Here is a 22,456-nt window from a genome sequence, read left to right on the forward strand (position 1 = left end):
ATGGAAACTTATTTTTCAGTTGGAGAACTATCTAAATTAACTAATGTTCCAATTCAAACATTAAGGTATTATGATAAAATGGGACTACTTAAACCAGCTTATATAAATAAGCAAAATAATTATAGGTATTATTCAATAAATCAATTTATAAAGATTGATTTATTAAAGCAATGTAAGCTTATGGGACTATCATTAAAGGAAATAGAAGATTTATTAAAAGATGAAATAACTGCAGATTCTATGATAAAAATACTTGAACAGCAAAGAGTGGTCTTAGATAAAAAGATAAAGGAACTTGAAGCTGTTAAATCATATATTGACTTTTTAGATTTTAGAATAAAAGAAAGTAAGAAAGTAGAGAAAGCAGAAATCTTCATTAAAGAAAATGATGAAAGAGTAGTTGAGAGATATAATTGTAGAATGGAGAATGTAAAAGAAATTGAGCTTAATTTGAGAAAAGTTTTACTTGAGGCAGAAAAAGATGATTGTATGTTGAATTCTGAGTTAGCATTCGAAGCTTCTTTAGAGAAATTGAAAACTGAAGATAAAGTAGTTTATACTGCAATAATGTTATATAAGCATGGAAATTTAAGTGGAAATTATGAAAAGATCATACTACCAAAAGGTAAATATTTAACAATGTATTATGATGATGGATATAGAAATAACTTAAAGTATTATAAAAAAATGCTGAATTATATTGAAAAAAATAATATAGAAATAGTCGGGGATTTTAATGAATTTTCAATATTATCAAGGATAAATACTAATGAGGCAGAAAAATCAATAATTCAACTAGAAATAAAAATTAAATAGATTTTTATTAATGAAGTAGTCTTAACCTTTAATTTACATAGGTTAAGGCTATTTTCTATTTAAGAATAAAAAAATAAAAGAGAAATTTTTTTAAAATAAGCGTTGACGAATTATTAGGTAATAATTATTATTACTTACAAGAAGTAATTGATAAAAAATATCAATTGAAATTAAATTTCAGGAGGAGAAAGAATATGTCATTAATAAATAAAAAGGTTTCAGATTTTACAGTTCAAGCTTATCATAACGGAGAATTTAAGGAAGTAACATTAGAATCAATGAAGGGCCATTGGTCAGTAGTTGTATTCTATCCAGCAGATTTTACATTTGTTTGCCCAACAGAATTAGGAGAACTAGCAGATAACTATGCTAAGTTTAAAGAAGCTGGTTGTGAAGTATACTCAGTATCTACAGATACTCATTTTGTTCACAAAGCATGGGCAGATGCTTCAGAAACAATTGCAAAAATTCAATATCCAATGTTAGCAGATCCAACAGGTAAGTTAGCTAGAGACTTTGAAGTTATGATTGAAGAAGAAGGATTAGCATTAAGAGGATCATTTGTAATCAATCCAGAAGGTGAAATCAAAGCATATGAAGTTCATGATAATGGTATTGGAAGAAATGCAGAAGAATTATTAAGAAAAGTTCAAGCAGCTCAATTTGTTGCTGAACATGGGGATCAAGTTTGCCCAGCTAAATGGCAACCAGGTGAAGAAACTTTAGTACCAAGCTTAGATTTAGTTGGTAAGCTATAAGATTTGCTATTAAGGCTTTATCTAAACTAATTGGGTTTAGATGTAGCCTTTAATATTTATAGATACTAAATATTTATATGATGATAAGTAGTAAATTTTATGCGTGTTTATTTACTGCTTATCATTATAAAAAAATTTAAAGTATTAATAAATTTTTATAAAGATAAAGCTTTATTAATGCTTTAAAAAATAAAGAAGGAGGAAATGAGTATGGAAAAAATATATGATTTACTAGTAATTGGGGCAGGTCCAGCAGGACTTTCAACAGGAATATATGCAGGTAGGGCAAAATTAAATACTTTAATTATAGAAAAGGCTGAATTTGGTGGTCAAGTAAATAAAACTTACGATATATCAAATTATCCAGGAGCTAGAAATAGTAATGGACCAAAACTTATGGAAGAAATGAGAAAACAAGCTGAAGACTTCGGGGTAAACTTCATGTCGGCTGAAGTTTTAGAAGTTGCTCTAGAAGGCGATGTGAAAACCTTAAAAACTGATAGAGGAGAAATAAAGGGAAGAAGTGTGGTTATAGCCACAGGAGCATCACCAAGAAAGTTAGGCTTTAAAGGCGAAGAAGAATTTACAGGTAGAGGTGTAGCTTATTGTTCGACTTGTGATGGTCAATTCTTCGAAGGGTTAGAAGTATTTGTTATTGGAGCTGGATTTGCAGCAGCTGAAGAAGCAATGTTCTTAACTAAGTTTGCAACTAAAGTTACAGTTATAGCTAGAGAGCCAGAGTTTACTTGTGCAAAATCAATAGCAGATAAGGTTTTAGAACATCCAAAGGTAGAAGTTAAGTTTAATACTGAAATATTAGAAGCAAGTGGAACTGAAATGATAAACTATGCTAAGTTTATCAATAATAAAACAGGTGAAACATTTGAATATCATGCTAAAAAGGAAGATGGTTCATTTGGTATATTTGTATTTGTCGGATATGCACCACAAAGCCAATTATTTAAAGGTATTTTAGAACTTGATAAGTTTGGATATATAATGAGTAATGAAAATATGGAAACTAATGTTGAAGGTGTATATGTTGCTGGTGATTTAAGACCCAAAGCTTTAAGACAAATAGTAACAGCTGTATCTGATGGTGCTATTGCAGCAACTTCTGCAGAAAGATATGTCATTGAATTAAAAGAAAGACTTGGAATCAAAGATGAATATGAACCTAAAAAGGTGGAGAAGAAGGAAGAAATTAATACTGATTTAGGAGATATACAAAAAAGAAGTAATCTTTTAAATGATGGATTAAGAACTCAATTAAAAGGGATATTAGCTAGATTAGATAAGAGTGTTACACTTGTATCTGTAGTAGATGAAAGTAATAGTAAGTCTATAGAGTTAAGAGATTTAGTATTAGATATTGCAGAGTTGGGTGAAAAAGTTTCTGCTGAAATTTATACTAAAGGTGAAAATATAGAAGTTGAAAATAAGATAAATGCAGACAAATATCCTATAGTTGCATTATTAAATTCAGAGAAAAGTTATAGTGGAGTTAAATTCCATGGGGTACCTGGGGGACATGAGTTAAATTCATTTATATTAGCTATATATAATCTTGGAAGTGAAGGTCAACAAATATCTGAAGAAACATTAAATAATATTAAGAAAATAGACAAAGGGATAAATATTAAGGTGTGTGTATCATTGGCTTGCCATTTATGCCCAGATGTAGTAGTTTCATCTCAAAGAATTGCTATAGAAAATAAAAATGTAGAAGCAGAAATGATTGATATATCTAATTTTAAAGATATAAAGGATAAATTTAAAGTAATGAGTGTACCAGCGATAATAGTGAATGATGAACAAATTTATTTTGGTGCTAAAAAGATTGATGAGATTATAAATATAATAAGTAAGTAATTATATTTATAATCTTGAGAGAAAGTAGTCTAGAAAATGTTAGATGCTAATTGTAGATTTATAATTTAGCATAAAACATTGAAAAGACTACTTTTTTATATAAAGTTAAATAATATTTGTGATACAATTATTGATATATAAATTAATAAAAAGTGAATTAATATACAAAAAAGACTAAGTAAGTTATTTAATAATATATTTAATAACGAAGAGTTTTTAATATATATGGGGGTATATTATGAAAGAATTAGAAAGTAAATTAAAAGAATACGCAGAATATTTAAAGGAAATAGAGCATTATAGAACAGCAGAAAGCCTTATGTATTGGGATATGACTACAGGTATGCCTGAAAATGTGGCAGAAAGCAGAACAGAAACCATGTCATTTATGAGTTTACAACAACATAATTTACTAGTTGGGGCAAAAAAGCAAGAATTTATAAAGTTCTTTGAAGAACATATAGATGACTTAGATTTAATTCATAAAAGAATGTTAACAGAAATGAAAAAAGAATATGATAAGCAAAAGATATATCCTGAAGAGTTTGTAAAAGAATTTTCGTTAGCTGCAGCTAAAGGACAATTATCTTGGGAAAAGGCTAAAAGTGAAGATAATTTTGAAATATTTAAGCCAGATTTAGAGAAGATAGTGGAATTAACTAAGCAGTCAATAAAATATAGGGGATATAAAGGTAATAAGTACAATACATTACTTGACGATTATGAGGCTGGATTAACAGTTGAAAAATTAGATGTAGTATTTACAGAATTAAGAGATGGAATAGTCGAGATTTTAAATAAAATTAAAAATAGCAAAGTAAAAATTAATAATAAATTTGAAGGCAAGGAATTTCCAAAAGAAAATCAAGAAGGATTTTGCATAGAATTGTTAAATACTATGGGATTTGATTTTAAATCAGGAAGAATGGATGAAAGTGAGCATCCTTACACTATGGATATGACAAATAAAGATGTTAGGATCACAAATCATTATTATTTAAATGATTTTACATCAGCAATGTTTTCAGCAATACATGAAGGTGGACATGCTATATATGAGCAGGATATTCCAGATTCATTAGATGGAACAGGTATAAATAAAGCTGCATCTATGGCAATTCACGAATCTCAATCAAGATTTTATGAAAATATAATAGGAAGAAGTAAAGCTTTTTGTAACTATTTATATAAAGAAGCAAAAAAAGAATTTCATAATCAATTTAATCATGTAACAAAAGAGGATTTTTATAAAATTATCAATAAAGTAGAGCCTTCATTAATAAGAACTGAAGCAGATGAATTAACATATAGTCTTCATGTAATAATAAGATATGAAATAGAAAAACTTCTTATAAATGACAAGATAAAGGTTAGTGAGCTTCCAACAGTGTGGAATGAAAAGTATAAGGAGTATTTAGGAGTAGAGCCAAAGAGTGATAAGGAAGGGGTTCTTCAAGATGTTCACTGGTCAGATGGTTCATTTGGATATTTTCCAAGTTATGCTTTAGGAAACCTTTATGGAGCACAAATGTTAAATAAAATGCTTAAGGATGAACCACATATTTATGATGAAATTTCAAAGGGGAATTTAAATTCAGTACATCAATGGTTAAATAAAAATGTACATGTATATGGAAACCTTTATGATCCAAGTGATTTAATAAAGAAAATTACAGGTGAAGAGCTTAAAGCTAAGTATTTCCTAAAATATTTAGATGATAAGTATAAAGAAATTTATAAATATTAATATAAAGAAAATGCAGTAATTCTTAGAAATAAGAAGCTGCATTTTTATTTATTCAATAGATTAAAAGTATGTAAACACTGTTCAAATATGCTTTTATTGAAAAGCTAATTATAGTGAAAAAATAATTTCAATACTATAGTTAGACTTTTAGAAGAATATAGAATTAAAGATTTCCTTTAATAAAGGAAAAAATATACCTGTGAAAACATATTCATAAGCGGTAATATGAGATATGAATAATTGTATATAAAATTAGGATAAAAAGATTAGGGTGATTTAAGTGATAAAAAGTCCAAGATTACAAAAAATATTAGAATTATTATTTGAAAATACTGAAATAATTACGGGGGAGTTTTTATGCAATAACCTTGGGGTTTCATCGAGAACTGTGAGAAGTGATATAAAAGAATTAAATAAAATTCTAGAAAGAAATGGTGCAAGTATAGTTTCTGAGAAAGCAAGAGGATATAAATTAAATATAAAAAATGAAGTGTTATTTAATAGCTTAATTAATAATAACAAAAGTAAAGGTGAAGATAGCAGTACAGCATTAGGAAGAGCAGAGAGTATAATTTCACAATTTTTAATAAATAACTTAGATAATATTGAAGGAATAACACAAATTGAATTGGCAGATAGATTATTCATAAGTGTTTCTTCATTAAAAAATGATATGAAAATAGTAAAGGATATTTTAGAAAAGTATCATCTAAATATTGAGAAAATAAGTAATAAGGGTCTAAGAATTATAGGAGAAGAGGAAGATATAAGAAGTTGTATAAAGAAATATAATAAGAGTAATACAGAGCTCAGTGAAAGGATACAAGAAAGTTTAAATTTAATATTAGGAAATAATAATGAAGAGATAATAACTACTATTGTAAAAAGTAATATAGATAAATTTGATTTTAAATTATCAGATAAGGCATTAAGAGATATTATTTCATTGATTTTAATTATGATTGTTAGAAATAATAATCATAATAATGTTAAATATAGTGAAGAAACAAAGAAGAAATTAAGTGAAGCATGGAGATATGGAGTAGCAAAGGTTATTTGTGATGATATTTCTGAACGATTTGGAATTGTTTTAGAAGAAATAGAGATTCTTTATTTAACAAAATATATGGTTTCTAGCAGTTCTATTAAAATTAAAACAAAAGATGGTATGAAGCTTAATAATGAATACGAGCTAGTTAGAAAAATACTTTTAAAAATTAAGGATAAATTTAATATTAATTTATTAGAAGACAATGTTTTAATAGATTTTTTAGTACATCATTTAAAAGCTTCAATTTATAGAGCTCAATATGGAATTATTGTTGAAAATTCATTATTAAGTGCTATAAAAAATAATTATCCATTTGCTTTAGAACTATCTGTTTATTCAAATGAAATAATAAAAGAAGCTATTGGATGTGATTTAAAGGAAGACGATATTGGATTTATAGCATTACACTTTGCTGCTGCAATAGAAAGGCTTAAAGATAATTTAAATAAAAATAAGAAAAATGTAATGATTGTTTGTGAAAATGGTGTTGGAACCTCTTTATTATTAAAGGTAAAGTTAGAAGCTAAATTTAAAGATAGAATCAATATAATAGATACTATTCCAAAATATGAATTTAATGAAGAGATTTTAAATTCTTATGATTTAATAATTTCAACAATTAATCTAAAAAGTGATTCAGAGAAAATTATTTATGTTAAAAGTCTCTTAGATAATGGAGAAATAGCATTTATTGAAGATAAATTTAATGGAAATTCTTTAGGTAATAATGTTTTAGTTAGTAAATTTAAAGAATCCTTATTTTTTAATCATTTAGATGTAGATACAAGGGATGAAGCATTAGAAAACATAACAAGTAAATTAATTGATGAAGGCTATATAACACAATGCGTTAAAGAAAATATTTTTAAAAGGGAAGATTTAGCTAGCACAGAAATTGGGGAATTAGTGGCAATACCTCATGATATGAATGAAGAGATTAAGCAATCGTTTATTTCAGTATCTGTGTTTAATAAAGCTATTACATGGGATAAAGAAAAGGTGCAGGTAGTATTTTTTATTGGGATGTCTATGGTAGATAAGGAAGAGTGGAAATCTTACTTGGAGCAAATCTATAAAAATATAATAGATGGTGAAATTATAAGAAAAATAATTAAGTGCCAAAACTTTGAAGAATTAAAGATGATAGTATCAAAATTTTAAATGCATGTAGGTAATATATTTCCTCTTAAAAAGGAAATGGAATGTCTGATATATTATTTCCTTTTTAAGAGGAAAAAGTATAACTATGAATATGTTTACATTAACTCTATAATTAAGTCATAAGGTGAGTGAAAGAAACTCAAGAAGACGAATAAATAATTAAATGGAGGCGTTAATATATGAAATTACTAGCAATAACTTCATGCCCAGTAGGTATAGCTCATACTTACATAGCTGCAGAAAAGTTGAATAAAATGGCAAAGAAAATGGGAGTTGATATTAAAGTCGAGACTCAAGGTTCAACAGGAGCTGAAAATGTTATTACGGAGCAAGATATAAAAGAAGCAGATGGAATTATCATTGCAGCAGACAAAGCTGTTAGTTTAGAAAGATTTGAAGGAATGGCAATGATAGAATGTCCAATAGCTAGAGCAATAAAAGAGCCAGATGTTTTAATTCAAATGTTCTTAGATGGAAAAGTTGAAAAGAAAAAATCAAATATAAATTCAGCAAAAAAAATAAAAAGTGTAGAAGAAGAAAAGAAAGCAATAAAAGCTAAACAGCCAGCATTTTATAAGCATTTAATGGGTGGAGTTTCTTACATGATTCCAGTTGTAGTAGTTGCAGGATTGTTAATTGCTTTAGCATTAGCATTTGGTGGACAACCTACAGAAGCGGGCTTAGTAGTTCCAGATGATTCATTGTGGAAGAGTGTTGAACAAATTGGAGCTGCAGGCTTTACATTCATGGTACCAATTTTATCAGGATTCATTGCATATTCAATTGCAGATAGACCAGGTTTAGTACCAGGATTAATTGGCGGATATATAGCAGCAAATGGTTATTTCTATGGATCAGAAGCAAATGCAGGTTTCTTAGGTGGTATTGTAACAGGTTTCTTAGCAGGTTATATAGTTAAGGGATTAAAGTCAATAAAAGTTCCAAATATGATTAAACCAATTATGCCAATCATAATTATTCCAATCATATCAACATTAGTAACAGGTTTAGCATTTATATTCGTTTTGGGTGGACCAATTACAATTGTATTTGAAAGTTTAACTAATTTCTTAGCATGTTTATCAGGTACTAGTTCAGTAGTTTTAGCAACAATTTTAGGTGCGATGATAGCGTTTGATATGGGTGGGCCAGTTAATAAAACAGCATTTTTATTTGGTGTATCAATGATTACAGCAGGTAACCCAGAAGTAATGGGACCAATTGCAGCGGCAGTAGCAATTCCACCAATTGGTATGGGAATCGCAACATTCATAGGAAAGAAGTATTATAGCAAAGAAGAATTAGATGCTGGTAAGGCTGCTTTTGCAATGGGGCTTTGTGGAATAACAGAAGGGGCAATCCCATTTGCATCAATGGATCCATTAAGAGTTATACCATCATTAATGGTAGGTTCAATAGTTGGAGCTAACATTGCAGCACTAGCAAAAGTAACAGATATAGTACCACATGGTGGTCCGATTGTAGCGTTAATGGGTGGTATTGAAGGAATTTTAATGTTCTTTGTAGCAATTATTGCAGGATCAGCAATAACTGCAGTAATGGTAAATGTATTGAAGGCAAATAAATATAAAAAAAGTGAACAAGAAAATGAAAAAGTAGCCGCATAATAGATAATAGAAGTTTAAGGAGTGATAATTATGAATAAATTATTTGATATAAAATATGTAGATTTAGATTTAAACACAAAAGAAAAATTTGAAACAATTAGACATTTAGCAAAATTAGCACAAGATAGATTAATAGATGTTGATAAGTATGTTGAAGATGTAAAAGCTAGAGAAGCGATGTCAACAACAGGAATTGGTGATGGAGTAGCAATTCCACATGCAAAATCAGCTTATGTTAAATTTCCAACCGTAATAGTTGGGAAAAGTTCTAAAGGAATTGATTGGGAATCGCTAGATGATGAACCAGTTAATTTAGTGTTCTTAATAGCGGTGCCAGAAGGCGAAGGAAATGAACATTTAAAGATACTTCAAGTATTAGCTGTAAGTTTAATGGATGATGAATTCAAAGATGAAATTATAGCAGCAAAGGACAAAGAAACAATTTGTGAAATGCTTTTAGCTAAAACAAATAAATAGTAAAAATAGAGCTGAATCAAAGGCAGATTCAGCTCTATTTTTATGTTTTTTTATGTGAGATGAATGTGAACAATGAGTGAATAATATTGACAAAATATATTTAGGGTGATAATCTAAAACAAATAGTTTTCAAAACTATGTCTTTTAGAATGAAACTCAAAATAGTTTAGAATAATATATTAAATGATTGGAGAGAGGATTTATGATAAGAATAGTATCTGATTCATCAGCATTATATTCAAAAAAAGATGGACAAGCAAAGGGAGTTACGATTGCACCATTGATAGTAACTATTAATGGTAAAACTTATAGAGAGTATGAAGATATAAATACTGAGGAATTTATTAATATAATTAATGAAGGACATATTCCAGTTTCATCACAGCCTGCTATAGGAGAAGTATTAAATATTTATGATGAAAATATAGAAGATGAGATAATTAATATTTCAATGGCAGACGGATTGTCTGGGACTTATAATTCAGCATGTGTTGCAAAAGATATGGCGACTAACGCGGATCGTATTGAAGTAATTAATTCAGAAACTTTATGTGGTCCGCAAAATTATTTAGTTGATTTAGCAGTGGAGCTTGTTAAATTAGGAAAAACTAAAAATGAAATAGTTAGTGAAATAAAAAAGGCAATGGAAGAAACAAAATCATTTTTAATACCACATGATTTTGATTATTTAGTAAGAGGGGGAAGATTATCTCCTATTGTTGGGAAAATAGGAAGTGTAATTAAATTAGTACCTGTTATGACTCTTGCTGAAGATAAAAAATCTTTAGTGAAATTTACAACAAAACGTACACTCAAAAAGGCAATACAAAAAATAAGTGAAGAAATGATTAATAATAATGTAGATTCAAATTATAAAATTTATATTTCACATGCATGTAATGAAGAATTGGCAAAAGATACAAAAAATATTATACTAGAATATATAGAAAATGCAGATATAGAAATTAAAATGTTAGGACCAGTATTTACCACTCAAGGAGGTCCAAGCTGTATTTCTGTACAATACATTAAAAAGCATGATGCATTAAAGTAGAGAGGAGGAAACATGGAGTCTTTTGATTTTTCTATACCAAGATTTAAGGAATTACCAAAGGTTCCACTTTATAAAGATCAAGTAATTACATATTTAGAGGAATTAGCAAAAACGTTAAATATTGAAAGTGATGAAAAATTATTAACACCAACTATGTTGAATAATTATGTTAAACAAAAAGTTATTTTGCCGCCTAAGGATAAAAAATATAATGAAGAACATTTAGCACACTTAATAGTTGTTTGTGTATTAAAACAGGTATTTAGTTTACATGAGATATGTGATTTAATAAATATTCAAATGGAAAGTTGTCCAATTGAAGTTGCTTATGATTATTTTTGCGATGAAACTGAGCAAGCAATTAAGTCAGTATTTTTCACAAGAGATTTTTCAAAGACTTCTAAATCAAGTAATTATACAAGGGAAAGTGAAATATTAAAATCAGCAGTTATGGCATTTGCACATAAATTATATATTAAGCAACAATTAACTTATATATATAAATGACAGAAAAAAATATTAGCTTTCTGAAACTTAATGAAATCTACTAATAAAGAATAGATAAATGGAGTACCTCTAGGAATTGTTATAATTCCTAGAAGTACTCCATTTATTTTTTACTTCTATTATAATAAATAATATTTTGATATTAATATTTTATGAGAAGATATCTTTTATTTTATATGTCTACTAAAAACTATAATAAATTTTATTTTTGTGAGAATTTATTATAGTTTTTATTTTACAAATAATGTAAAATAAGAAGTGATTGATAAAATCACTACATTACAATAAAAGGAGATTGCAATATGGACATGTATGGATTTTACACAGGAAAAGTTTTTGATGCCTATAAATATATGGGGGCACATATCGAGGAAGATGGAGTTGTATTTAGAACTTATGCACCAAATGCTTTAAAGGTAGAATTGGTTGGGGATTTCAATAATTGGGAAGGGACAGAGATGAAAAGAATAGAAGATGGTAAATTCTTTGAATGTAGAGTCCCAAATTTAAAGGAAGGAATGTTATATAAGTATAGAATCTACAGTAAAAATGGAGATTGTATTGAGCATTGTGATCCATATGGATTTGGAATGGAATTAAGACCAAACACAGCTTCAATAATTAGAGATTTAAATGAATATAAATTTGATGATGATGAATGGATTAAGAATAGAACAGATTGTAAAGATAAACCATTAAATATTTATGAGGTTCATTTAGGATCATGGAAAAAGAAAGAAGGTAATACCTGGTATAATTATAGGGAATTAGAGGACAAGTTGATTCCGTATGTAAAAGAGTATGGATACAACTATATTGAGATTATGCCCTTAAGTGAACATCCATGTGATGAGTCATGGGGATATCAAAATACAGGATTTTTTAGTCCGACGTCTAGGTATGGAACTGCAACAGATTTAAAAAGCTTAATAAATGCGTGTCATAAGAATAATATTGGTGTATTAATGGATTTTGTTCCAGTACATTTTGCAGTAGATAGTTTTGCACTGGCTAATTATGATGGAGAGCCTTTATATGAATATTCATATGATGATATTGCAATTAGTCAATGGGGAAGTAAGAACTTTATGCATTCAAAAGGAGAAGTAAGAAGCTTTTTACAATCAGCAGCAAATTATTGGATTGAAGAATATCATTTTGATGGATTAAGAGTTGATGCATTAAGTAATATTATTTATTGGCAAGGGGATTCAAATAGAGGAGAAAATAAAGATGCAGTAGATTTCATTAAAGGTATGAATCAGGGGTTAAAATATATGCATCCAAATATAATTTTAGCTGCAGAAGATTCAACTGCATATCCAAAAGTTACAGCTCCAATAGAAGAAGGCGGACTTGGATTTGACTATAAATGGGATATGGGATGGATGAATGATACATTAGAATATTTTAAATTACATCCTTATGACAGAAGAAGAGCTTATCATAAGCTAACTTTTTCTATGATGTATTTTTATAGTGAACATTTTCTAATGCCTTTATCTCATGATGAAGTTGTTCATGGGAAAGCTACTATAATCCAAAAAATGCATGGAGAATATGATGATAAGTTTAAGCAGGCTAGAGCATTATATATGTATATGTATGCTCATCCAGGTAAAAAACTGAATTTTATGGGAAATGAAATTGGTCAATTTAGAGAATGGGATGAAAAGAAAGAGCAAGATTGGAATCTTCTAGAGTATCCGATGCATAATAAGTTTCATAGATTCATGCGTGATTTAAGTTTAGTTTATATTAATCATCCAGCATTATTTGAAAATGATTATGAAATAGAAGGATTTAATTGGGTAAATTGCCATGAAGAAGAGAAGTGTATATATGTTTTTGAAAGAATATGTAAAGATGAAAAGATATTAGCTTTATTTAATTTTTCAGATGCTTATCATAAAGGATTTGAAGTTCCTATTGAAGATAAAACATTAGAAATCCTTATGGATAGCAGTATAAGTGAATATGGTGGAGATGGAAAAGCAGATTATAGAATATTAATTGAAGAGTATATTAAGTATTATGAAAATGGTAATAAAAATGATTCTGCTTCAATAGTTTCAAGTAGTAATAGAAGGTTATTATCAATTGATATGAGACCATATTCAGCAGTATACTTTATATTAAAATAGTAAAGATGAAATTTATACAGAGAATATTAAATATATGTGCTGAAGTTAGTATTGTGTAATATAACTTAATTAAATAGTATAAGTTGTATTAAAAAAGAAGTTGATATATGTAATGTAAATTACTTGTATCGACTTCTTTTTTTATAATTATTAATCATTTGTGAATACTTAAAAGTTAATATATTTTATTTTTTAAATGGATTATGAGGAACAAAAATAATTATGTTTTAATACTATGTACTATAAGAAAAAAATATATATTTGTCGTATTAAGGCGTACCTAGAAAGGTTGCTGGTATGGAGAGGAATCATTGGAGGATAAAAAATATGTATGATTTAATAACAAATAATTTTCAAGGAACAAATATAACTATAGCTCTTACAGGATTACCAATAGTGATTACAGGTGAAGTAATTGGTGGAGATGGATCTATAATAACTCTAAGATTAAGGGATGGTAGTAGCGTTTATATAGAATCAAGTCTAATTGCTTTCTTCTATTAATGATAAGAAGTTTAAGATAGATTATAGTTCTATGATAATTACTACAAAGGGTGAATAAAAGGAGGTTCAAAATGAAAGAGAAAGCAACTGGATTTGAAGCACTAAAAGGTGTAGGTGCTCCATTGAAGGAATTAATTGATAAAAAAGGCAAATCTTTTAGTGGATTTGGAGAATTAAAAGATTTAGGACCAGGTTTTCAAACTTTAAAATCATTAACAGATAGGCCAGATGATAAAGGAAAAAAGCCAGGACCACCTAAACCTATAGCAGAAATTAAAAAAGAAGAAGGATTTAGTGAATTAAAAGGACTAGGATTAGGATTTTCAACCTTAAAAGATCTTACAGATGAGCAAGATGGTAAAGATCATAAAAAAGATGATGGAAAAGGTGGAAAAGACAATAAAGACGGAAAAGACGGAAAAGACGAAAAAGACAATAAAGATGGAAAAGACAAATCAGATGAACAAGCAGAGAAAAAAAATGATAAAGAAGATCATGGCGGAAAAGAAGATAATCATAAAGAAGATCATAAAGAAAAGAATGAAAAAAATTCTGAAGATCATCATAAAGAAAATCACCATGAAGAAAAGGATAATAAAGAAGATCATCATAAAGAGGATCATGATGATGAAAAAGGACACGATAAGAGCGATCATCATAAAGAAGGTCACGATGATGAAAAAGGACATCATAAGGACGAAGAACATCATAAATAATAGTACTGTATGACAAAGGTATATTTAAAAATATTATAAAAATGAAAAACAGGGGGATAAATAAGAAAATGGAAGAATTAATTAGAAATTATACAGGAGTTACTTTAACAATAGGAATCACTGGATTACCAATATTAATTACAGGTGAAGTTGCTTATGTAAATAATGGAATAGCAGCAGTAAGATTAGAAGATAAAAGAACTGTATATGTAAATACAGCTTATATAGCTTTCTTTAATTAATAGCTATTATAAAAAAGTGGTATAGATAAATGTCTATGTCACTTTTTTTTATGTATTAGATAATTATTGTTTTTAATAATAATTACCTAATACATTTAATTAAAGGAAATTTCTCTTTTCAGTAGGATGAGTAACTTCATCTAACCAAATTAAAATTTGTAGTTTTCCTTAAAAGATGAAAACATATGATATTAAGAATAAAGCTGATATAGATAGTATTATTAGTGAAAACGGAATAGAAAAAGAAATATATTTTTTTAAATTATAAACTTGATTTATTTTAACTTTATAATTGGATTCAATAATATGGTCATTTTGATATCGTCCTACTTCACTAAGCATTATTGGTCCTCCCGTAGCTGACCAAGGTAACATACTACTGCCAGCTAATATTCCTAATGCTAAGGCAGCATATACTAAATTACTTCCTACAATAGGATTTAATTGTAAGCAAATAGGTAGTAGTGTTGCAGCTGCAGGGCCAGCAGATAAAAATGTTGCTATAATAAAAGCTGAAAAAAGTACAGCTAAAAGAATTAAAAATACGTTATCAGAAGTAAATGAGATAATATATTTAACTATACTATCAAGTACGCCAGATTTTTCTAAAACACTAGATAAAATAAATAATGTTGAAATAAAAACTAATGAATCAAGTACTGGAACTGTATTTAATATATTATCAGGTTTATCTATAGTAATTAATAAAAGCAATCCTATATAAATAATAGAAATAAATGAAATAGAAATAGAATAAAAAGGTGAAATACATATAGCAATTATAAAAGAAATAAATAAAATAATTGGGCAATATATCTTTTTAAATTTACTTGCATTAATATGCCTATCATGAAGTATAGGGGGGGTAGGTGGCGGAATATGATTTGGATGATGTGGAGGTGGTGGATCAGTAAATTTATTTTTTAAATACGCATCATCGGATATATTCATAATGTCATTTTTCTTATCATACTTTTTTACCCACCAAAGTGTATATGGAATTAAAAGCCCTGCCAATAGAGCACATGGAATAAATAATTTTGTTAGAAAATCCATAAGGCTAAAACCTGAATAGAGTGTTAAAATTACTGCAGGTGTATCAGCCCAAGGAAGTGGACAGCCACCTATATTTGAAGCAATTAAGCCAGAAACTAAAATTGGTAAAGGTGAAAGTTCTAACCTTATAGATAACTCTAGGCATATAAAAGTAAATAATAGAACTACACTTAAATTATTCATGAAAAGTGAAGTAAAATACATGACTAAAGGCAAAAGAATATATATGAGTGTTTTTTTACCTTTAGAAATGCTTAGAAATTTATCGCCAATATATTTAAAGAATGAGTTATTCTCAAAAGTCTTAGAAAATAGCCCTAAAGCAAGAATAAGTGTGATTATTTCTATAGGAAAATTTGAAAGAACATCGGATAGGGTGAAGGTATTAGTTACAGTTCCATATATTAATATTACTCCTAATCCAATGCTTGTTATAGCAGTACGATACTTAATAGAAAAAATCATTGCAATATATACTATTAAGGCTACTATTATTGCAAATGTCATATTATCCCTCCTAATTTTTTCTTAGGTTGTTTTTAGATAAATACTATGGACACATATTACATAATATGATTTTTTAGTGAAAGTGTTAATTAATAATTGATTAAAAATAAGCTATAGTATGTTGTAAGGAACAAAAAGTATAATTATTAATAATATATAATATAAATTGAATCCATGATTATCTAAATAAATGAATTTGATATGAACATAGAAATTTTAAGAAGGGAGCGAAAATGGATTATATATTATTAGTTCTTCTTATTATTTTATTTTTGAATAAGCAAAATAAAGATAGATTAATAAAAATTAATCATAAAGAAGAGTCTTATGATGAGAATAAGTTAAATAATATAATAGGAAATAAGTATAAAGAATTAAGTAATTATAAGTATTCAAAAAATGAGATAGTAAGAGCTAAAAAGTATAAAGAGAAGGAATATGGCATTGATAATTGTGATAATACAATGCAAACAAGGAGTAATAACTATAAGGGATATTATGAATCAGATAATAATATAAAAAATAATATAATAAATAAATCAGATAAATTTGAGATAAATAATAACATAGATGGTAAGAATAAACATAAGGATCTAGAAGAGATTATAGAAACAAAAGAAAATGATAGTAGGTATAATAAAGAGATATTTAGCAAAGAAGAAAAAAAGATGGATGAATTAGATGAGAGTAAAGAAGAAATTTATAGTGAAGAATCAACTTATAATTCTTATGATGCGAGTAAAAATTGTGAGAAAGAGTATATTGATTTGAATGATAATAAACAATATAGGATTGTAGATATTTCTGAAAGTAATCAGGGGCTTAAAGAAAGTCAGGAGTTATATAAGGAAAGTGTAATAAATAATATAAGTAATAAAACAATTGATAATATAAATGAAGTTATAACATATAGGGAAGATGAAGAGATTCATACACAAGATAAGCAAATAGATGAGAACGATAAAGATATACAAATAGACGAAATAAATAAGATGGGTAACGTTGAAAAGAACAAAAATAAATTTAATAAATTAAAAAAGAGGTATAAGGGGGTTAATGTTTCAGTTTTAGTATCAGGAGTAGGAATTATAGAGGGAGAAATTGTATTTGATTTTCCAAATATAATTGCAGTTAAAAACAAAGAAGATATAATTATATTTATTGATGAATCTAAAATATTAGGTATATATTAAGGGGCAAGTTTTATAGCTTGCTCTTTAAATAATTATTAATTTATATTGGAAAAAAGAGAAAATTTTAAATATGCGGTCAAATTGGGAGAAAAGAATGAAGAATGATTTTGTTATTGTATTAGCACCTGATTCTTTTAAAGAAAGTATGAGTGCAAAAGAAGTTTGTATTGCAATGGAAAAGGGAATAAAAAAAGTAGATGCTAGTATAAAATGTATACATGTTCCTATGGCAGATGGTGGAGAAGGTACAATGCAGTCTTTAATAGATGCAACTAATGGAGAAATATATGATTTAGAAGTTACTGGACCTTTAGGAAATAAAATTAACGCTAATTTTGGAATTTTAGGCGATGGAGAAGTGGGAGTATTAGAGATGGCTAGTGCAAGTGGAATACACTTAGTTCCATTAGATAAGAGGAATCCATTAGTTACTACTACTTATGGTACTGGTGAACTCATTAAGGCTTGTTTAGATAAAGGGGTAAAGAAGTTATTAATAGGTATTGGAGGAAGTGCAACAAATGATGGTGGAGCTGGGGTTATTCAAGCTTTGGGTGGAAAGCTCTTAGATAAAGAAGGAAATGAATTGGGATTTGGTGGCGGAGAGTTATATAAATTACATACTATAGATTTAACTAATTTTGATTTTCGATTAAAGGATGTTGTTGTTGAAGTAGCATGTGATGTTAATAATCCTTTATGTGGGGAAAATGGAGCATCACATGTATTTGGACTACAAAAAGGAGCAACCTTAGAAATGGTTAGTATTTTGGATAGAAACTTGAGGCATTATGCTGATATAATTAAAGAACAACTTAGAAAGGATATTTTGGATATACCAGGTGCAGGTGCAGCAGGTGGCTTAGGTGCAGGGCTTATGACATTTTTGAATGGAACATTAAAAACGGGAATTGAAATGGTAATTGAATATACTAGTTTAGAAGAAAAGATTAAAGATGCAGATATGGTTTGGACAGGTGAAGGAAGTATAGATTTTCAAACTCAATATGGTAAAACTCCATTAGGCGTTGCAAAAATAGCTAAAAAATATAACAAACCTGTTGTAGCTTTTGCTGGAAAAATTGGAGACGATATAGATATTTTATATGAAAAAGGAATAGACTCTATATTTGGAATTATGAAAGAGGTAACATCTATTGATGAAGCACTTAAACATGGAAAGAAAAATATAGAAAAAACAGCTGAAAATGTAATACGACTTATTAGATTAATATAAGTATATTGCTTAATAGAACTATTATTTTAATCAATTTGGAAAGAGTAAAAGCAAGTAATACAGTGAACTAGTATATTACTTGTTTTTTATTATTATATAGTATTAAATAATAAATTGTTATCTTATAATATTAAAGGTAATACTGAAGTAGTCACTCGAGATAAGAGGTAAATATGCAAATAAAAGATAAGAAAAATAAAAGAATAAAAATTAGTAATATAGATGATTTAAATAAAGAACTGAAGTTAAAGGGATATAATCTTGAAATATCAGATTATGATAAATTTAAAGAAGGTTTTATAAAAACTTTTAATATAAGTAATGAATTATTTAATAAGATTTATAAAACTATAAATGAAGAAAGTATTAGTTATAAGGTAAGTGATATTAATGATTTTATAAGATATATAAAAAATATCACGATATTTGAATATGAGCATAAGAAATTATGTGAGAAAATAAGTAAAATGAAAAGACTCCATATTGATAGAGTTGAATATGATAGAATACCAAGTACTCAAGATGATGTTGAACATATATTAAAGGTAATAGAAGAAACTAAAAAGTTTATATCGAAAAAAATTAATGATGAAGGAAAGAGAAAATTAGAATTTTTAGAAGAGGAAATTAATAAAGATTATGTTTATGCAAAAGATATTGAACTGTTAAAAAGAATGTTGATTTTTAATAATGAAAATGTAAATGAAGAGTATGATGAAAATAATCAAATAAAAACTTTATTTATTGAAGTACCTGAAGAAATAGGATTTGCTTATGTAAAAGCAGAAAAGGGTACTGTTGAATATCACCAGCATATAAAAAGTTATATTCCTAGGATGAAGAGATTAATTAAAAATTTAGATAAATATATTATAGAAGAGGAGAAGGGTACATTTAAAATAAATCAAAGTATAGCAATACAGGATTCGGTAAATATGGCAGTTGCATTATTTAATGATATGGAGTTTAGAGCTGTTAGTGGGAAGAATGATATTGAAAATAGTTGTACATTAATACCGTTAGGACAAGATTATTTTAAAAGTTGTAAGGTTAATAAGCTTGGTAAATTAGGAATTGGATATAATAGAGTTAATGATAGTGAAAAAAAAATAATTGAAGAGATACATAAACTTATAACTAAGGGAAAGTTAAAAGCAGAAGGTGATTTTACTTTATATAGTAAATGGGAACCATGTCCTAGCTGTTATTATGTTATTAGTCAATTTATTGAAAAGTACCCTAAGATAAATTTAAAGGTTATGTATTATAAAGAGTATGGAGAAAAATAAAAATATTTACAAATAAATGAAAAAGTAGTAGTATTATTTTAATGTAATTGTATATAATAGTAAATGAGATTAATATTAGTTATACGTTGATAGGGAAAAGTATTATAGAATACAGTTTTAAGAGAGAAAGTGTTATAAGCTGGAAGCACTTTTAAATATGACTATAAGAAAACTACCCTGGAGTTATGGTTTAGTATCATTAAGTGAGAAATACCATCGGTGAAGATCGATAAAACTTTTAAAGATGAATTGAATTTTTTAATTCAATTTGGGTGGAACCACGGATATATCATTCGTCCCAAGAGTTGGGATGGATGTTTTTTTTATATCAAAAAATATATATTAATAAGGAAATACCTTCTCATAAAAATGAAGGTATAAGTTAAAACTTGGAATATCAGTTAAAGGAGGTAGAAAGTGAAATGATTAACGTAAAATTAAAAGATGGATCTGTAAGAGGAATTGAAGAAAATTCGACTATTTTAGATCTAGCTAAATCAATTAGTAAAAAGTTAGGAAAGTCCGCAGTAGTAGGTGAAGTAAATGGAACCTTAGTTGACTTAGCTTATAAGCTTCAAAATAATGATGAGGTTAATATAGTAACTTATGATGATGAAGCTGGGATTGAGGTTATGAGACATACTACCTCACATGTAATGGCTCAGGCTGTAAAGAGACTTTATAAAGATGTAAAACTAGCTATAGGACCAACAATAGAAAATGGATTTTATTATGATTTTGATATAGAAACTCCATTTAATAATGAAGACTTAGTTAAAATAGAAGAAGAAATGAACAAAATAATAAAAGAAGATATTTTATTAGAAAGAATGGTAGTAAGTAGAGAAGAGGCTTTGAAATTAATGGAAGGTAGGGGAGAGCCTTATAAGGTAGAACTTATAAAAGATCTTCCAGAAGGAGAAACAATTTCACTTTATAAACAAGGTAATTTTATAGATCTTTGTAGAGGTCCACATCTTTTATCTACTAAAGGAATAAAAGATTTTAAATTAACTAGTGTTGCAGGAGCCTACTGGAGAGGTAATGAAAAAAATAAAATGCTACAAAGAGTTTATGGAGTAGCATTTGCAAATAAAGATATTTTAAAGAGTTATTTAAATAATATAGAAGAAGCAAAAAAGAGAGATCATAGAAGGTTAGGCAAAGAGTTAAAGTTATTTACTTTTGTTGATGAAGGACCTGGATTCCCATTTTTCTTACCAAAAGGGGTTATTCTTAAAAATAATTTAATTAATTATTGGAGAGAATTACATCAAAAAGCTGGATATGTTGAAGTAGAAACTCCAATAATGTTAAATAAAAAGCTATGGGAAACTTCCGGGCACTGGGATCATTATAAAGAAAATATGTATACTTCAATGATTGATGAAGAAGAATTTGCATTAAAACCTATGAATTGTCCAGGTGGAATGCTTATTTATAAAACAGAAACACATTCTTATAGGGATTTTCCAATGAGAGTTGGGGAGCTTGGAAGAGTTCATAGACATGAACTTTCTGGTGCTTTACATGGTCTTATGAGAGTAAGGGCATTTACTCAAGATGATGCACATATATTTATGTTGCCGGATCAAATAAAATCAGAAATTAAAGGGGTTGTTGCTTTAATTGATGAAGTTTATTCAAAGTTTGGATTTAAATATAGTGTTGAGTTATCTACAAGACCAGAGGATTCAATGGGAAGTGATGAAGATTGGAATATGGCAGAAGATTCATTAAAGGCAGCTCTTGAAGAAATGAATTTACCTTATAAAATTAATGAAGGTGATGGAGCATTTTATGGACCAAAGATAGATTTTCATCTTGAAGATAGCTTAGGTAGAACATGGCAATGTGGAACTATTCAATTAGATTTTCAATTACCACAAAGGTTTGAATTAGACTATATTGGTAGTGATGGTGAAAAGCATAGGCCAATAGTTATCCATAGAGTTATCTTTGGAAGTATTGAAAGGTTTATTGGTATATTAATTGAGCATTTTGCAGGTAAATTCCCAACATGGCTTTCACCAGTTCAAGTTAAGATTTTACCTATTTCGGATAAATTTGTAGATTATGCTAGTGAGGTTAAGAGAAATCTAGAGTCAAATGGATTAAGAGTTGAAACTGATTTGCGTACTGAAAAAATAGGATATAAAATAAGGGAAGCAAGAAATGAAAGAGTACCTTATATGATTATTATTGGTGAAAAAGAAGAAAATGATAAGACTATTTCAGTAAGAAGCAGAGATAATGGTGATGAAGGAGCTGTTGATTTAAATAGCTTTATTGATAGAGTAACTAGTGAAATAAAAAATAGAAAATAAAAAATTATGTTAGGAAAAGGGGATTGAATTTATAGCAAATCTTCTTTTCCTTTTTTTATTAAATTAAAATATAGAGAAATTATGAATTTTAAATTACTATTTTTAATTTTCCTAGATAAGGAAAGTTACAGATGATATAATGACTATTAATATAAGAACGTTTAATATAA

At 27.7% G+C, this 22,456-nt stretch carries 18 protein-coding genes and 1 other annotated feature; of the genes, 17 read left to right on the top strand and 1 reads right to left on the bottom strand.

The window, feature by feature from the left end; all coding sequences use genetic code 11:
• The 13 genes from TY07_RS04405 (at window position 1) to TY07_RS17990 (ending at window position 14,677) form a co-directional block, all read left to right on the top strand.
• Window positions 1-816 (top strand): MerR family transcriptional regulator, encoded by an 816-nt coding sequence (locus TY07_RS04405; protein ID WP_042395909.1) that lies wholly within the window; start codon window positions 1-3, stop codon window positions 814-816.
• Between the two features lie 194 nt (window positions 817-1,010).
• Complete coding sequence (gene ahpC, locus TY07_RS04410; RefSeq protein WP_042395912.1) at window positions 1,011-1,574, top strand: alkyl hydroperoxide reductase subunit C; 564 nt, start codon at window positions 1,011-1,013, stop codon at window positions 1,572-1,574.
• 210 nt (window positions 1,575-1,784) lie between these two features.
• On the top strand, window positions 1,785-3,446 hold the full coding sequence (locus TY07_RS04415) for an FAD-dependent oxidoreductase (protein WP_042395916.1): 1,662 nt from the start codon (window positions 1,785-1,787) through the stop codon (window positions 3,444-3,446).
• Between the two features lie 238 nt (window positions 3,447-3,684).
• A complete protein-coding gene (locus TY07_RS04420) occupies window positions 3,685-5,193 on the top strand; it encodes a carboxypeptidase M32 (protein WP_052330611.1) in 1,509 nt (502 codons plus the stop codon).
• 280 nt (window positions 5,194-5,473) lie between these two features.
• Complete coding sequence (locus TY07_RS04425; RefSeq protein WP_042395923.1) at window positions 5,474-7,405, top strand: BglG family transcription antiterminator; 1,932 nt, start codon at window positions 5,474-5,476, stop codon at window positions 7,403-7,405.
• A gap of 179 nt (window positions 7,406-7,584) precedes the next feature.
• Entirely contained in the window at window positions 7,585-9,033 is a 1,449-nt protein-coding gene (locus TY07_RS04430) for a PTS fructose transporter subunit IIC (protein ID WP_042395925.1), read from the top strand.
• A 30-nt stretch (window positions 9,034-9,063) separates the two neighbouring features.
• Window positions 9,064-9,510 (top strand): PTS sugar transporter subunit IIA, encoded by a 447-nt coding sequence (locus tag TY07_RS18535; protein WP_042395928.1) that lies wholly within the window; start codon window positions 9,064-9,066, stop codon window positions 9,508-9,510.
• Window positions 9,511-9,712: 202 nt separating this feature from the next.
• Entirely contained in the window at window positions 9,713-10,564 is an 852-nt protein-coding gene (locus TY07_RS04440) for a DegV family protein (protein WP_042395930.1), read from the top strand.
• Window positions 10,565-10,576: 12 nt separating this feature from the next.
• Window positions 10,577-11,071, top strand: a complete 495-nt coding sequence (locus TY07_RS04445; protein ID WP_042395933.1) for a DUF1836 domain-containing protein — start codon at window positions 10,577-10,579, stop codon at window positions 11,069-11,071.
• 302 nt (window positions 11,072-11,373) lie between these two features.
• A complete protein-coding gene (glgB, locus tag TY07_RS04450; RefSeq protein ID WP_042395938.1) occupies window positions 11,374-13,215 on the top strand; it encodes a 1,4-alpha-glucan branching protein GlgB in 1,842 nt (613 codons plus the stop codon).
• 327 nt (window positions 13,216-13,542) lie between these two features.
• Window positions 13,543-13,719 (top strand): hypothetical protein, encoded by a 177-nt coding sequence (locus TY07_RS17985; protein ID WP_156327476.1) that lies wholly within the window; start codon window positions 13,543-13,545, stop codon window positions 13,717-13,719.
• A 71-nt stretch (window positions 13,720-13,790) separates the two neighbouring features.
• Window positions 13,791-14,435, top strand: a complete 645-nt coding sequence (locus TY07_RS04455; RefSeq protein ID WP_042395940.1) for a hypothetical protein — start codon at window positions 13,791-13,793, stop codon at window positions 14,433-14,435.
• 68 nt (window positions 14,436-14,503) lie between these two features.
• Window positions 14,504-14,677 carry a hypothetical protein gene (locus TY07_RS17990; protein ID WP_156327477.1) on the top strand — a complete coding sequence of 58 codons (174 nt, stop codon included), beginning with the start codon at window positions 14,504-14,506 and terminating at the stop codon, window positions 14,675-14,677.
• A gap of 168 nt (window positions 14,678-14,845) precedes the next feature.
• On the opposite strand, the gene TY07_RS04460 is transcribed toward TY07_RS17990, so the two are convergent.
• Window positions 14,846-16,240, bottom strand: a complete 1,395-nt coding sequence (locus tag TY07_RS04460) for an ArsB/NhaD family transporter (RefSeq protein WP_042395944.1) — start codon at window positions 16,238-16,240, stop codon at window positions 14,846-14,848.
• 233 nt (window positions 16,241-16,473) lie between these two features.
• Here TY07_RS04460 and TY07_RS04465 point away from each other — a divergent pair, with 233 nt between their 5' ends.
• From TY07_RS04465 to thrS, 4 genes are all read left to right on the top strand, one after another.
• A complete protein-coding gene (locus tag TY07_RS04465) occupies window positions 16,474-17,433 on the top strand; it encodes a hypothetical protein (protein ID WP_042395947.1) in 960 nt (319 codons plus the stop codon).
• Between the two features lie 94 nt (window positions 17,434-17,527).
• Entirely contained in the window at window positions 17,528-18,670 is a 1,143-nt protein-coding gene (locus TY07_RS04470) for a glycerate kinase family protein (protein WP_042395951.1), read from the top strand.
• Between the two features lie 173 nt (window positions 18,671-18,843).
• Complete coding sequence (locus tag TY07_RS04475) at window positions 18,844-19,959, top strand: deaminase domain-containing protein (RefSeq protein WP_042395954.1); 1,116 nt, start codon at window positions 18,844-18,846, stop codon at window positions 19,957-19,959.
• A 77-nt stretch (window positions 19,960-20,036) separates the two neighbouring features.
• Window positions 20,037-20,263, top strand: a binding site (T-box leader).
• A gap of 118 nt (window positions 20,264-20,381) precedes the next feature.
• Window positions 20,382-22,286 (top strand): threonine--tRNA ligase, encoded by a 1,905-nt coding sequence (thrS, locus tag TY07_RS04480; protein WP_042395957.1) that lies wholly within the window; start codon window positions 20,382-20,384, stop codon window positions 22,284-22,286.
• Window positions 22,287-22,456 lie beyond the last annotated feature (170 nt).

The sequence above is a fragment of the Clostridium saudiense genome, assembly GCF_000577815.1.
GTDB classification, from domain to species: Bacteria; Bacillota; Clostridia; order Clostridiales; family Clostridiaceae; genus Clostridium; species Clostridium saudiense.

Excerpts from the sequence above, each read along its gene's own strand:
- TY07_RS04405 (WP_042395909.1), top strand. The coding sequence starts at position 1 with ATGGAAACTTATTTTTCAGTTGGAGAACTATCTAAATTAACTAATGTT.
- ahpC (WP_042395912.1), top strand. The coding sequence starts at position 1,011 with ATGTCATTAATAAATAAAAAGGTTTCAGATTTTACAGTTCAAGCTTAT.
- TY07_RS04415 (WP_042395916.1), top strand. The coding sequence starts at position 1,785 with ATGGAAAAAATATATGATTTACTAGTAATTGGGGCAGGTCCAGCAGGA.
- TY07_RS04420 (WP_052330611.1), top strand. The coding sequence starts at position 3,685 with ATGAAAGAATTAGAAAGTAAATTAAAAGAATACGCAGAATATTTAAAG.
- TY07_RS04430 (WP_042395925.1), top strand. The coding sequence starts at position 7,585 with ATGAAATTACTAGCAATAACTTCATGCCCAGTAGGTATAGCTCATACT.
- TY07_RS18535 (WP_042395928.1), top strand. The coding sequence starts at position 9,064 with ATGAATAAATTATTTGATATAAAATATGTAGATTTAGATTTAAACACA.
- TY07_RS04440 (WP_042395930.1), top strand. The coding sequence starts at position 9,713 with ATGATAAGAATAGTATCTGATTCATCAGCATTATATTCAAAAAAAGAT.
- TY07_RS04445 (WP_042395933.1), top strand. The coding sequence starts at position 10,577 with ATGGAGTCTTTTGATTTTTCTATACCAAGATTTAAGGAATTACCAAAG.
- glgB (WP_042395938.1), top strand. The coding sequence starts at position 11,374 with ATGGACATGTATGGATTTTACACAGGAAAAGTTTTTGATGCCTATAAA.
- TY07_RS17985 (WP_156327476.1), top strand. The coding sequence starts at position 13,543 with ATGTATGATTTAATAACAAATAATTTTCAAGGAACAAATATAACTATA.
- TY07_RS04455 (WP_042395940.1), top strand. The coding sequence starts at position 13,791 with ATGAAAGAGAAAGCAACTGGATTTGAAGCACTAAAAGGTGTAGGTGCT.
- TY07_RS17990 (WP_156327477.1), top strand. The coding sequence starts at position 14,504 with ATGGAAGAATTAATTAGAAATTATACAGGAGTTACTTTAACAATAGGA.
- TY07_RS04460 (WP_042395944.1), bottom strand. The coding sequence starts at position 16,240 with ATGACATTTGCAATAATAGTAGCCTTAATAGTATATATTGCAATGATT.
- TY07_RS04465 (WP_042395947.1), top strand. The coding sequence starts at position 16,474 with ATGGATTATATATTATTAGTTCTTCTTATTATTTTATTTTTGAATAAG.
- TY07_RS04470 (WP_042395951.1), top strand. The coding sequence starts at position 17,528 with ATGAAGAATGATTTTGTTATTGTATTAGCACCTGATTCTTTTAAAGAA.
- TY07_RS04475 (WP_042395954.1), top strand. The coding sequence starts at position 18,844 with ATGCAAATAAAAGATAAGAAAAATAAAAGAATAAAAATTAGTAATATA.
- thrS (WP_042395957.1), top strand. The coding sequence starts at position 20,382 with ATGATTAACGTAAAATTAAAAGATGGATCTGTAAGAGGAATTGAAGAA.